14 protein-coding genes are annotated in these 13,658 nt (G+C 38.5%); 1 reads left to right on the forward strand and 13 read right to left on the reverse strand.

Features of this window, described 5'->3' with window-relative positions; genetic code table 11:
• Positions 1 to 2 precede the first annotated feature (2 nt).
• From SRRS_RS26200 to SRRS_RS26240, 9 genes are all read right to left on the reverse strand, one after another.
• The gene (locus tag SRRS_RS26200) at positions 3 to 449 is read right to left on the reverse strand and encodes a hypothetical protein (protein ID WP_371364632.1); all 447 of its coding nucleotides are present in this window, start codon (positions 447 to 449) and stop codon (positions 3 to 5) included.
• A 158-nt stretch (positions 450 to 607) separates the two neighbouring features.
• A complete protein-coding gene (locus SRRS_RS26205; protein ID WP_371364634.1) occupies positions 608 to 1,267 on the reverse strand; it encodes a CatA-like O-acetyltransferase in 660 nt (219 codons plus the stop codon).
• A gap of 165 nt (positions 1,268 to 1,432) precedes the next feature.
• Positions 1,433 to 1,582, reverse strand: a complete 150-nt coding sequence (locus SRRS_RS26210; RefSeq protein WP_371364636.1) for a hypothetical protein — start codon at positions 1,580 to 1,582, stop codon at positions 1,433 to 1,435.
• 179 nt (positions 1,583 to 1,761) lie between these two features.
• The gene (locus SRRS_RS26215) at positions 1,762 to 2,547 is read right to left on the reverse strand and encodes a DUF817 domain-containing protein (RefSeq protein ID WP_371364638.1); all 786 of its coding nucleotides are present in this window, start codon (positions 2,545 to 2,547) and stop codon (positions 1,762 to 1,764) included.
• 129 nt (positions 2,548 to 2,676) lie between these two features.
• Positions 2,677 to 3,471 carry a hypothetical protein gene (locus SRRS_RS26220; protein ID WP_371364639.1) on the reverse strand — a complete coding sequence of 265 codons (795 nt, stop codon included), beginning with the start codon at positions 3,469 to 3,471 and terminating at the stop codon, positions 2,677 to 2,679.
• 175 nt (positions 3,472 to 3,646) lie between these two features.
• Positions 3,647 to 4,573 carry a metallophosphoesterase gene (locus SRRS_RS26225; protein ID WP_371364641.1) on the reverse strand — a complete coding sequence of 309 codons (927 nt, stop codon included), beginning with the start codon at positions 4,571 to 4,573 and terminating at the stop codon, positions 3,647 to 3,649.
• Positions 4,574 to 4,895: 322 nt separating this feature from the next.
• Positions 4,896 to 6,206: an amidohydrolase gene (locus SRRS_RS26230; RefSeq protein ID WP_371364643.1), complete on the reverse strand. Its 1,311-nt coding sequence runs from the start codon at positions 6,204 to 6,206 to the stop codon at positions 4,896 to 4,898.
• 126 nt (positions 6,207 to 6,332) lie between these two features.
• Positions 6,333 to 6,833 (reverse strand): peptide deformylase, encoded by a 501-nt coding sequence (locus SRRS_RS26235; protein ID WP_371364645.1) that lies wholly within the window; start codon positions 6,831 to 6,833, stop codon positions 6,333 to 6,335.
• 198 nt (positions 6,834 to 7,031) lie between these two features.
• Positions 7,032 to 7,268 carry a YgjV family protein gene (locus SRRS_RS26240; RefSeq protein WP_371364647.1) on the reverse strand — a complete coding sequence of 79 codons (237 nt, stop codon included), beginning with the start codon at positions 7,266 to 7,268 and terminating at the stop codon, positions 7,032 to 7,034.
• Between the two features lie 339 nt (positions 7,269 to 7,607).
• On the opposite strand from SRRS_RS26240, the gene SRRS_RS26245 reads away from it, so the two are divergent.
• Positions 7,608 to 8,897 (forward strand): aminotransferase class I/II-fold pyridoxal phosphate-dependent enzyme, encoded by a 1,290-nt coding sequence (locus tag SRRS_RS26245; RefSeq protein WP_371364649.1) that lies wholly within the window; start codon positions 7,608 to 7,610, stop codon positions 8,895 to 8,897.
• Between the two features lie 127 nt (positions 8,898 to 9,024).
• Here SRRS_RS26245 and SRRS_RS26250 read toward each other — a convergent pair whose 3' ends face one another.
• The 4 genes from SRRS_RS26250 to SRRS_RS26265 all read right to left on the reverse strand — a co-directional run bounded on the left by SRRS_RS26250 (position 9,025) and on the right by SRRS_RS26265 (position 13,489).
• A complete protein-coding gene (locus tag SRRS_RS26250) occupies positions 9,025 to 9,894 on the reverse strand; it encodes a class I SAM-dependent methyltransferase (RefSeq protein ID WP_371364651.1) in 870 nt (289 codons plus the stop codon).
• 188 nt (positions 9,895 to 10,082) lie between these two features.
• On the reverse strand, positions 10,083 to 11,015 hold the full coding sequence (locus SRRS_RS26255; protein WP_371364653.1) for a class I SAM-dependent methyltransferase: 933 nt from the start codon (positions 11,013 to 11,015) through the stop codon (positions 10,083 to 10,085).
• An 818-nt stretch (positions 11,016 to 11,833) separates the two neighbouring features.
• Positions 11,834 to 12,694, reverse strand: coding sequence for a YitT family protein (locus tag SRRS_RS26260; RefSeq protein WP_371364655.1), 861 nt, complete (start codon positions 12,692 to 12,694; stop codon positions 11,834 to 11,836).
• 249 nt (positions 12,695 to 12,943) lie between these two features.
• Positions 12,944 to 13,489 (reverse strand): flavin reductase family protein, encoded by a 546-nt coding sequence (locus SRRS_RS26265; protein ID WP_371364657.1) that lies wholly within the window; start codon positions 13,487 to 13,489, stop codon positions 12,944 to 12,946.
• Positions 13,490 to 13,658 lie beyond the last annotated feature (169 nt).

Genomic DNA, 13,658 nt, shown 5'->3' on the forward strand with positions numbered 1-13,658 from the left:
GTCTAGTTAGCTGAAATATTGTTGTCGGGGAAAGGTAATTCGGGTTGTGATACTTTTGCAATGTAGGATCTTAAAAACATGTAATAGATAATCATAGAGAATATGCCTAAGATATTTAAGATTTGATTAATATTATCTGCTTTATCGAAGATGATGTACACAACTATAAAAAGTGGAAGAAGTATTAGAACATATCGGATACCCAGTGGAATTTCTAAACAAATCATTCTGGTAATAAAATTTCTATTATCTCCTTTAGAATTGGCTTCAAAACACAGATAGGTCCCTATTATAAAAACACCAACGTCTAATATAGTAAATAAATCCAATTCATGAGGTACTGCCAAAGCAAATACACCTGAAAGCAGGTAATATTTTAATTTTTCATTTTCAGACATTTTATCTTCTCGTAAATCCTTAACCAATGCATTGACATTCCAAAGATACACAAAGAACACTCCTTTTATAAAATGTGATTGTATAACATATTCGGGTATTTTTGGAAATTACCTGCATGGTTGAGATGGAGCGTTGACTGGTTGTGGTCAACTCTAAGCTACTGGGACAAGGTACCTGTCCCTGCTTAAACTGCAGCACGCAAAGTCAATTACATCCACTCTCCAGGATGATCCATTGTCCATTGTAACTCCTCTAAAAGTACCTTTATATGATAACCATCCACTGCCGCATGATTAACCGTAATAGATAAAGGCATCGTAGTTATATCATTCGTTTCAGTAAATCCGCCAGCTTCAAAGAGTGGTGCATAATAATTCTTCGCATTTTGCAATTGCATGGATAAACTATTAAAAGTAAACCACGGAATACAAGCTATGATATAGGTGTTAGAAGGTGGTGCTCCCTTTGATGACATAATACCATGACTCTTTCCATGCTGTGCCATGTCTGAAATATAACTTTTATAAAACACCTCAAAATCCTCATCATACTCTGTCCAAAGAAATGTTATTGTTTTATCATCTTCATGCAATATTGGATAAAAAGGAATTCGACAATCCCAATATCCTAACCTATCATCTTGAATTGCCATAAGAAATTCCTGCTGTTTTCTAATAGCCCTGGTTACCAGGTAAAGATATGCAGGAAAGAATTTTAAGCCTTTACTTTTTAATGTATACCTAAGGACTGTGACATCCATTGTTACGTTAATGGAATAAATAAGTGTTGATACTGTTTCTGTAAAATAATTATATGTTTGAGCTCTCGGCCATGTCTCCATGTCAATTGTGTGAAAATCTGCCTTCATATGTTTTATACCTCCTGTGTTCATTAAATTAACCTATATACGCTTAAAATTAAATCTTGCAATGCTTCTACAAAAAATCTGCGACATATTAACTCACTTTTGCACCTAAAAAAGAAAAAGACGCCCAATTGGCGTCTTCACGTTTTATTCACATAGTAAAATAAGCTATGCTTTTATACAGCCAAGAGCTCCGACATTAGTTTTCCTATACACTTTTCTAAAAAAGGACATACGTATCCCGCCCAACGCTAAGCGAACTACAAAAATAGGTGATTTTGCATCACGCGGTAAACTTTGATAAAAAGTAGTCATCACTCTTGGCCTCCTTTCACAAGAAAATTACTTTTATTCTAAATATAAATAATATGGCATCAATTGTCAAACAGGGTCTGGCCAGGAAAAGAGCTATACTAATTTGGATTCTACTAGGGTTCTCGAAGGGACGGGTTCCTGAATCAGTACTAACACTCAAGATTCATAAGCCGAAGGATACCCTATGAATTACTTAGCGATGATTTATTCGGGCCGTATTTAAAATGTTTTAAATTAGCAACAATGATTATACTTATGATTACCAACAGAAACCAAGAACTTATCTTACCAATATGAACGATTTGCCATGTCTCCATCTGTTCCGGATACTTCCATGCTCCTAAGAAAGTTGCTATATTCTCTGCCAACCATATAAAGAAACCTATTAATAAAAATGACACTATCGCTTGCATACTATAGTTATGTCGATTCACTTTAAAACCAATTTTAGACTTTCCAAACAGAATAAATAAGACTAAAATAATAATCCATCTCAAATCGAGAAAGAAGTGATGTGTAAAGAAGTTCATATATATCAACCCAGCTATAGGATATGTAACAAAATTACTAGGCCAGTCAATAAACCTTAAATCAAGTCTTTTCCATGCCTGGCATATATAGCTTGCAACACTCGCATACATAAACCCACTATATAACGGCACTCCCCAAACCTTAAATATTGATTCCTCAGGATACATCCAAGACCCCATATAGACCTTGAATATTTCAAGCACTAGTCCAAGAATATGAAACATGCAAATAACTTTTAATTCATCGATAGATTCCAATTCGAAATGTAGCATCAACCATTGTATAGAGATACATATGAATAATATAAAATCGTACCTGGATACAAACGGTATGTGTATAAATTTAGATAATGCTAAAGTACAAAAAACTGCTACAGGAAAAATGCATGATAAAGCTTGTTGAATCCCAAATCTGGTTAGTTGTTTTATGTATTCCATTTAAACTCCTAAGAAACTAAAGAGGTGACTTTAGTAGTTATTAGTGAAATTACTGTATAATACAATAATCCCTGCCAAATCCAAATAGATCTGACAGGAATTCTCTAGTTCAACAGCCCGATCATTAACCTATTCGTAGTATTCAATTTTACGTACTTTAGTTTCTTCTTTCTTATTTGCTGTAGCCTCGTAGCTTCTTACCCAATTTCCATACTTATCAAATAGTTCATAGCGATAGCTCTTATATATATAGCTATTCTCTTTATCGTAGGTACGTAAAATTTTTATCAGAAGATCATCGTTATATATATACTCATCTTTTTGTATTAGCTTGAACTTATCTAATGAAACTATTTGTGTTTTTTCAACTGGTCTATAAACAAGTTGACTCGTTTTATATGCATGTTCATTATAACTATATATAGTTACGTCTTCTATGTCACCTAAACGATTTATCTTTATTTGCTTTGTTTTTAGCCCAGTATCACTAAATTCACTTATCGTTGTTTCTCCAGTCTTATTTTGTGAAATGATTTCTGTTTCGAAACCAGACTCATTAAGTTTATATACATATTTTGTTGAATCTGAATAAGATGTGGCAGTTTTATTTGCAAAATCATATTTTCTATCAGTAATCACTCTACCCTTTTCGTCATACTTATATTCGTAGCGAAATATTTTTCCAACATTAACATTTGATCGCATTCTATCTTTGTTATATGTTATCGTCAAATCGAAACCTTGTCCCATAACATCCATACAGCTTTTTACTGGACCCTTTAAACCATCTTTTTGTAAATCAGTATAACGCTTTGGAATCTCATTATTATCACTTGCTAATGCCGAACCAATAGGTAGTAAAATTACTAAAGTTGCCAAAATAAGTTTGGAACTTACCAATTTAGACATGTTAAAAAAGTTCACAACATACCTCCTAATTTTATAAAACAAAACCTTTAGATGAGTCAGTCGCGTTTTTTCGATTTCACAACTTATTAACTTAATCGCTACTTTATTCCTTAAAAACACAATAAAATCCTTGTTCCTTGCTCCCCTCTTTAAAAAAACGCGTATGGATAACCCCAACCGCCCCTTGTATCTATATATAAATGGTACGCTCCAGATCTGCTTCCCATACTTTCTCTTTGTGATTAAAGGTTTTTATTAGTACTTTATTCGGATATAGATACAGGGAGTTCGTCCAGATCGTCTCTCTATCCATATCAGCATTGTGAATATTCGTGAGTCGCCCGCCAAAAGCATTAACGCTTGAAGCATAGCTTGGATTCGTAGCAGAGGTATGTGTATGTCCGGAAACCCAGAGAAGGATTTGTGGATTATCATTGATAATTTTCTCGACGGCGTCCTTCGGCTGAACAATAAAATTGGGAGTATTAACATCTTTATTATAATTAAGCAAAGTTCCAGCCAGTGGAGCGTGAAAGAAAATGATTGTAGGGGCTGCGGGGTGTTTCTCTAATTCGTTTCTGAACCAGACAAGCTGTTGTTCTGATATTTGAGTTAGATGAGATGATTCAAGAGAATCCGGGGATAAAAAGATGAGCAGATAACGCCCGACTGTCTGACTATAGAACAAGACCGACTGTCCGAAAGCTTCTTTAAATCGGTTGAGTTTTTGCTCCCGCGAAACAGCGTCAGCACGAATAAATTTACCTTCCGTAGAAAAAGCGTCGGCGTAGATATAGTCATGATTGCCGACTATAAAAGAAATCGGTTTATTAAACCGTGCAAAATATTGTCTTGCATAAGCGTACTCCTCTACGGTTCCAAATTGGGCTACGATATCACCCATAACATTGATTTGCTTTACGTCCTCCCAAGAATTGATATCTTCCACAACCTTATTCTTAGCATCAACAATCTTGTGCCGTTTGGTCAAATCCTTAACCTCTCGCTCACGCACGGGTAAATGGGGATCACCTAACACAACAATTCGATAGTATTCAAGTGCATTAGAAAAAGGCTCTGCCCTGAGCAGATTGGGGTCTAGCAGCTTCCCGAGCAAGCCTATAGTCCCCCCACATATCACAAGTTTTCTTATAAAATCACGCCTATTCAAAAAAAGTCACCTCTTTTGAAATCATTGTACAGCACCACTTCCCCATTGTCCCGTTCCGGTGCCAAATATATATTGGCCAAAGGCCTTAATATCCCGTTATTCGGCCAGTTTCATCATTTGGATAATAACTCCATGCCCTATTTGGAATGTTTGCCAAAAAAAGAGAAGCTCCTGCCAAATTATATAAATTTTGCAGGAGTTTCTCTTTTCTGTTACCTCTATCGATTTATTATAAGACAGGGGGAGACGGATGGGCCGTTCTTTCCTCTTATGAATGAGAATTGAGCAGTTCCGTGGCCGTACCCGCTAAAAATATAACCGCATATTCCAGAGCATCCTCATTGAAGTCAAACCTTGAATCATGATGTCCGGCAGCCAGTTCAGTGCCAATCAGCGTATATATTGCCTGCCCGCCCTTTTGCTGAACCCGTTCCATAAAATAAGTACAATCCTCACTACCCCCGCCAGCATCGGCCGCCAGTATTTCTGTAAATATTCCCAGTTTCTGGGCAATACCCTTGACTCGCTGAGCAAGTTCTTCATCATTTTGTGCGGCAGTAGCCGCCCCCATAATACTGGTCTTGACGGCTACCCCCTGCATGGCAGCTGCAGCTTCAATAATACGGATAGCCTCCTGGTGCATATAATGGGTTACTTCACTGTGGCTGCCCCGTATTTCTAATTTGATGACCGCATGAGCCGGAATAACATTGCGTCCGGTACCACCCTGCAGCACACCGACGTTGATGCGTGATTCACCTTGGCTATGACGGGAAATAGCCTGTAAATTAATCAAGGCGTTAGCCGCCGCCAGCAAGGCATTGCGTCCTGTTTCCGGCTTAGCGCCGGCATGCGCCGGGATGCCGGTGAACTCCGCGTCTATCTTAGTGGTGGCAAAAAACCCATCCGTCTTGTAACTTACTTGACCAAGCTTAAATAAATTTGCCCCTAAATGCAGTCCCACCAAAAAATCCACATCATCAACCACACCTTTTTCCACCATGGATTTGGCGCCACGCACCCCTTCTTCGCCCGGTTGGAAAATCAACTTGATGGTTCCTGCCAAATCTGGTGCCAAATTGCTGAGTATTTCCGCCAAGGCCAAGCCAATGGCTGTATGGCCATCATGGGCACAGGCATGCATGACATTTTCGTTTACTGACGCAAACCCTTGTTGATAAGGACGATGCTCGCTATTTTCCGCTTCATTTAAATCATTGGCATCCATGTCAAAGCGCAAGGCTACCGTTGGTCCTGGCCGCTTAAAATGCATAATGCCGACAACGCCGGTCATGCCGCTTGGCATCTTTTCCACCCAATGCCGGATGGCTCCCTGCTCTAAGGAACGCTGTTTATGTTCTGCCAATTCCGCCATTGCAGGAACCCCCATCATTGCCTGTTCGGCAACAACCTCCGGGCCGCAAAAAACTTCATAACCTAATTGGGTTAACGTATCAGCGACAATACTAGCTGTACGGAACTCCGTCCAAGCCGTCTCAGGATATTTGTGAAAATCCCGCCTTCTGGCAACAGTTTTCTGCTGCAGTCCTTTTGCCAATTGAACAATCTTAGAATTCATAATTACCCCCCATTCATTGAACCATGCAAAAATTTTTACCACCTAATATGATTTGCCAGAGTTGAACTAAACTTATGGGTCCAGAACCTAGGAAGAGCCTTTAATCATTCCGGCAGCTTATCTCGTTTAAAAGCACCCAGACTTGTTTTTGTTGATCCTAAAGGCTTTATCATCGATCGCTCTCTGTACTGCTAATATTCCGTCTAAATGATCGTATTCGTGCTGAATGAGCTCGGAGAGATCACCTTCTAACTCCAAGATGCAATCCTTCCACTCCAAATCCTTGTAAAATATCTTCGTTTTCTTGAATCTATTTAACCGTACTTCCAATCCAGGGAAACTCATACAGTCATCCCAGACTTGAAATGTTTGTTCTCCGAATTCCAGCCTAGGGTTGATGAGTGCAAATGATTTATTATCGAAATTCATATAGATGATTCGCAAGAAAACCCCAATCTGTGGGGCGGCAATTGCTCTACCAAAATTATATTTATCTCTAAAGTTAATCATGGTATCGTGTAGATCTTGTACTGCCTCTTTAGCCTTTTCAAGGTTATCCGTTGAGACCTCTCTAGAGATATTGTATAGATCTTCATTTCCTAAAAGGAGTATTTCTCTTATAGCCATAAGCTTTTCCTCCAAAATGATATTGTTAATTTGATTATTCTGGAAGAGAAGCAATAATCCTTTATGAAGTAATGACTCCAAAAGAGCAAAGATGAACGCTGGAACGTTCATCTTTTAAAGACAGTATCATTTGTGCCGGAACCATAAATCCCCTGGCAACTATACTAAAGCAAAAAGGAGCAGCTCCTAGTATGCCACTTATTCGGCTTGCTTAATAACATTTTTTCTGGTCAAATAATATACATTTATACAAACTGTAAAGAAATTAATTAAGGCCACTGGTATTGCGTTAATAGCAACAGCATAAATGACAAAACATATGGCGCCTACCATGTTCACAAAACGCAGTTTATTCATAGATTTCATTATGAAGGAAATAGCTACTAGAACTGAAGCCAAATAACCCAAACATTCTACCCAATTGATATTTTCCATATACCTCAACCTACCTTTATAATCTAACAATTTTTTCCTAATAACTCTAAACTTGCCATTAACTAGCGCACAAACTTATGCAAGTTCGCGTAAGTAAAAAAAAAGCATCTTTTCCTGTTTGATAAAGAAACAGGAAAAGATGCGAATTGGCGTTAGAGTTATTTAATTTTTCGTCAATCTTATATCCTTAGCATAATTCTATACTCTTACAAAAAAACCTGCTTTATTCATATATAGTTACCTGTATTCGAAATGTATTCTGGATACTTACGCAAAACCTATTGCCTCAAACTTGCTAAGCCTCGTACAATAAAAAAGAATGAAAAGGAGCGATAAATAATGACTACATTAGAAAAAATGAATAACACTCAGCTACAACAATATCTATCTTCCTTATCCCATAGTTATGAGGAGGTGCAAGCTCAAAAGCTCAAACTAGATATGTCCCGGGGAAAACCTTGCCCGGAGCAATTAGATCTTTCTGCCGGTCTTATGAATTGTCTAAGTGGGGCTGATTATAAAGCAGCCAATGGTACTGACTGTCGAAATTACGGCGGCTTAGATGGTATCCCAGAAACCAAGGAACTTCTTGCCTGGTTTCTAGAAGTGCGCCCCGAAGAAGTGATTGTCGGGGGAAATTCTAGCTTAACGATGATGTATGATCTCATCGCAAAAGCTATGTTACACAAGATTCCTGGCAGTCAAGCGCCATGGAGCAAACTGCCACAAGTAAAATTCCTCTGTCCTAGCCCTGGTTACGACCGGCATTTTGCTATTTGTGAAAACCTGGGAATTGAAATGATCACCATCAACTATCAATCCGATGGTCCCGATATGGATGAAGTGGAAAAACTAGTAGCCACTGACCCAGCCATCAAAGGAATTTGGTGTGTACCTAAATACAGCAATCCTACTGGCATTACCTATTCAGATGCAGTAGTAAAACGTTTGGCAGCAATGCCTACGAAAGCTACAGATTTTCGAATCTTCTGGGATAATGCCTATACAGTGCATCATTTGACCGATACTCGCGCTCCGTTACTCAATATTCTCGAGGCTTGCCGTCAGGCAGGAAACCCTGACCGGGTTTTTGAATTTACCTCTACTTCCAAAATCAGTTTTCCTGGCGCCGGCATTGCCATGCTAGCCAGTAGTGAAGCTAATGTAAATTGGCTCAAAAAACAAATCAATATCCAAACCATTGGACCAGATAAACTCAATCAATTACGTCATGTCCGTTTCTTTAAAGACCAGGCTGGGATCGAAAACCACATGCGTAAACACGCGGCCATTCTCAAACCTAAATTTGATTTAGTACTAGAAATCTTAGAATCCAAACTTGGAGACAAAAACCTTGCTTCTTGGAGCAAACCGCAAGGTGGCTACTTCATTAGTCTAGATACCCTGCCTGGTTGTGCACAAAAGGTCGTCGCCAAAGCTGCAGCTGCGGGAGTTATGCTTACCCCTGCGGGTGCTACCTTCCCTTACGGCAAAGACCCAGAAGATAAAAACATTCGTATTTCCCCTTCTTTCCCGCCTTTATCAGAATTGCAGCAAGCGATGGAACTTCTTACGCTCTGTATAGAACTAGTCAGCGCCGAACAAGAATTGGCAAAGAGGGGCCTTTAGAAATCAAAAACTCAACACGACATAAATAATATACCTAAGTCCTCTGATGGAAAATGCCATGCTGCCTATCCGGTAACATGGCATTACTCTTCTGACAAGTTATGTCCCTTGTCCTTTACCAATCTTATTAAATAACCGTTGCATAAACTATCCTTTCAATTTCTGACACGTCTAATCGCCGCCCGAGCGGTTTTAAATATTTTTCCTGGAAGTAAGCAGCCCCAACATCTTCGATTAGCTTAAGATTAAATTCCTTGAGAAAACGAGATACATCAGACGGGTCAAGTCCAAAGTGCCAGGTAATACCATATTTTTCGAGATATTTCACTAGATCGTACGCACCTTCAATGTTGGAGTTTTTTTCTATCACACTTTTCAGAATATACGTAAATACCAAGATACTACCGGGCGAATTTTTTGAAATAAAACGTAGGGTGTTGCCTACGGCTTCTTCGGTAATATACGGCGTAACCCCTTCCCAGATAAAAACTACAGGCTTAGAAAAATCCAACCCCTTTCCGGCAATAACCTCATCCAAAGTTTGAATATTGAAGTCAATAGGAATAAAAACGACATTGTCCGGCAAGGAACCGAGGTAGTTTTTAACTTTTTTCTTTTTGTAGTCCTGGATAGAAGGCATGTCTACTTCGAAAAACTTAATATGCTCGCGACCAGGTATCCTATACGGACGTGTATCCAGTCCGGCACCCAATATTACAACTTGTTCGATCCCTCTTTCAATGGCCGATTGAAGCGAATCGTCAATATATTTAGTTCGACAAATTTGCGACCCGTGAATACCCTTGGTTTTGTTATCACTGAATCTTATTATCCAATCTCTAATTATTTTGAACTGCATTATGAAGCGGATAGGCCAATTAAAAAGATTTTTAATTACAGGATCTGTAAAAAGTCTGATTTCTTTGGGTTGATACTGTTCAATCAACCGTCCTCCCGCCACGCTAAAGGCGGTTTGCCCGCTTTTTTTATTCGCCATAATATACCCTTTCTATTCGTTATTCAGGTTACTATGATTTGCAATTCCGCTTTTAATTATTGCCATACCGTCGTTAATTCTTTTTATGGAACTATGATTTAAGATAGGTAGAATAAAAAAGCTCATCCCTCGGCCATTTGACTGAGAGATGAGCTGTATTTTTACCGAGCAACGGAGCGCCTCCTGACTTACTTCATGCCAGAAGTCACATACATAATACGAGCTCCAGCCATATGATACTTTTCCCTATCTATTCCTTGATTTATCAGCTTAATCTCTTCTATATTTTTCCTCCACTGCCGATTGAAAAAATCAATATATGCTTCATCCTTATTAACTGCTTTAAAATATTGTAGCGATTGTTCATAGTCAAACGGCCCTTCATTATTATCAACCCACTGATTCAGAGTCTTTACTAATGCTATCTCTTCCGGTGAATTATACGGCGGATACATTGGTAGGCACTTATCCGATTGATACACTTTAATTTCTTTTAAGCCAACTTTTGAAAAGTAGCCAGGCAAGAAATCACCAAAGGAACTATCTCCTTCCCCTATTTTCTTTTTGCCTTTTTCATAGATCAGCCTAAACTTAGTTCGTTCTGTGATTTCTTCAATATTCTCCTCTTCATCAAGCGAACTTCTAATCAAAGTACCTGCAATGTTATTAGGTTCGGCACAGATCAATAAACCGCCCTTTTTTAATACTCTCTTCATCTCAGTCAATGCGTGTAAAGGGTCTTTGAGATGAATCAATACGGTTTGACAGGTAACTATATCAAAAGAATCATCTGAAAAAGGAATCTGATAGGCATTTCCCTCTACAAACTCTAAATCTACCTTCTGCTTACAAAAGTAATCTCGAGCATTAGCATTTCCCTTTGCCCATTTTGGGTCATTATCCAAAGCAACAACTTTAGCGGGCTTTTTCAGATAGGAGCATAATATTTTGCTCCAATGGCATAAACCACACCCTACATCCAATAAGGTTGAATAACTATTTAAATCCCATCTTTTTGCTAGCAAGTCAATATAGTCTTTGTTCCACCAAAAATCTCTGAATTCACCAAAGTACTCTTCTGAATGCCCCTTATCCGTCATATTTGTATCTCCTGTCCTCACAAATAGCAGCCTCCCTATTTCTTACTCAAATAGCATATCCGGTCCATTATGTATTAGAAAACTTTTTAACATTCCACCATGACTTATTTAATGCAAAAAAAATGCCATAAAATATAGTTTTATAAAGCAAGCTAAAATTACAGTTAAAAATTACATTAACACCCTGTTAATCAAAGGATTCTAGCTTGTTGTAAAAAAATACTAGCCAGCGGTTTAATACCTGCCGGCTAATAAATGAACTCGTAAAATTCTAAACAATTGGGTAAATAGGAATTGTATTAGACTATTTATTAACCTATTTAGAATAACTGGATAGACAGGTTCCTCGTCCCAGAGGCACCTATCTATCTACTAGGACAAGGTATAAGTTATGGAAATGGGGGATTCATTAACTTTCAATTTTTCAGACATTGAAGGTAACTACTTTGCAGTACAAGAAATAAGAAGAAGTTAGGTAGCTTGATTGCATATGGCACATAATAAGCATAACGCCTAAAACATAAAAAAGCATGATGAACTCATGCTTTTTATGGTTTGCGACAAATTTTGTGAACGGGACTAGGGAACGGAGGTAGTGTCCAGAGGACACTACCTCCGTTCCCTAGTCTTTACTCTTTAGCATAGTATACCTCTTGTTCCTCATAACAAGATGCCTGTTGCTGCTTTTATCATCTGTAATACCTCTCACGTCTTTGCAGTCGGCATTTATTTTATACCAAATTGAATTTCAATAATATTATTTTGAGATTCGGGGGAAATCCATTTATGATAAACCTCTCGACTTTCGCCTGTGAAGTTTCACTGCCCATTATGTTTCTTTAGTGGATAGCTCTTTTCTTGACTCTACCGCCAATAACTTCGTGAACATCTTGAATCGTTACAAATGCGCTCGGGTCTTTATCATCGACGATTGATTTGAGTTTAGCGATTTCAATTCTCGTTACAACAGAATACAATACCTTCTTAGGTTCTTGGCTGAATCCGCCTTGCCCATGCAGTATTGTAACGCCCCTTCCCAGTCGGGCGAGAAGTGCTTCGGCGATTTCATCAGCATTATCCGAGACAATCATGATCCCTTTGGACTCGTCAAGCCCTTCGATGGTAATGTCAATCACCTTAAATGCAACGAAGTAGGCTACCAGAGAGTACATTGCCTTGTCCCAACCAAACACCAGGCCGGCACTACCAAGGATAAACAAGTTGAAGAACATTACTATTTCACCTACGGAAAACCCACTTTTCTTGTCGAGAATAATCGCGACAATCTCGGTTCCGTCCAGTGAGCCTCCATACCGAATAATCAGCCCTACCCCAATACCAACTATGACCCCGCCAAATGTCGAAGCCAAAAATAAATCATGCGTTAATTCCGGAATAGGGTGAAAGAAAGATACCCAGTATGCAAGAGAAACTACTGAAAATAACGTTGATATGCAGAACGTCTTACCGATTTGCATGTATCCAAGGTAGAGAAAAGGCAAATTTAGAAGTACTATGAACATGCTCAAAGAAACACTTGTGATATGGCTCATCAAAATCGAAATACCTACGATTCCGCCATCAATAATCTGATTGGGTATAAGAAAGAATTCAAGTCCCGTTGCTGCCACTACTGACCCAATAAAGAGCATAATATACTTCTTAACTTGCTTAGCTATCGGATTCCCTTTTGTCACCATAGGTTGCCCCCTTTTAATTGAAAAATAATGTATAAAAAAAAGAGGCTGTTTACCAGCCTCCACCTCGAACACGTTTTTCTTTATAATTATAATTAATAATACAATCTACCGGTTAAATTGTCAAGTTTGCATGATGTCGACGGAACGGGGTTATCGACACCATACTTACAAAAAAAGGGCCACCGTTAGATAACCCTCAAAATTTATACCCATAAAGGGACAAGGTGCCTGTCCCTTTTGTCCCTAAATTTATTTACTACCACTAGACGTTTTAAATAGTGACCCGATTCTATCATGTAGGCCAAAATATCCTGTATCCATCATTACTATTGGTTTCACTTTTAAAGCGTTTGGTCTTCCATTCTCTAGGCAGTTTTCATTTGCATATGCGGCAACAATTTCACCAAGAAACATCGTAAAATCAAATATAGGAATCGTTTGTATTACCTTGCACAAATAATTGACAGGACACTCTACTATCAATGGTGCATTTCCTGCTTCATCATAAAATGATTCAAATACCTGTGATTTATCTACTTTATTACCAGAGACAGTCCCACAATAATCAGCTTCTTCAACAGCATCCGTTGAAGGAATGTTTACACTGAAAAATCCACTCTCTTTTACTCCTGCTGTTGTATGGTGTGAGTTCTTTAGTGAAATATACAGCACAGGATTTTGACTTACAACTCCATAAGCTCCGACAGTAGCGTAATTAGGTTTCCCATTAACAGTGGCTCCTGCCAAAACAGTAATGTATGGTCCATAAGGAATATTTGGTATTTTCGTTTTCATCCTATCTTGTTCCTTTCTGATAAGCATTACTAATAGTATACCGCTAAAAAAACCACTAATTCTCTGCGGATTTTTCCGAGGTGTCACTGGGATGCAAGGGCCCGGCTTGTCACCAATAAAAAAAAGCTCCATAGCGGAAATATGCCGCTACAGAACCTTGCCGATTAGT

Origin of the sequence: Sporomusa rhizae (assembly GCF_041428845.1) — a bacterium.
Taxonomy (GTDB): Bacteria; Bacillota; Negativicutes; order Sporomusales; family Sporomusaceae; genus Sporomusa; species Sporomusa rhizae.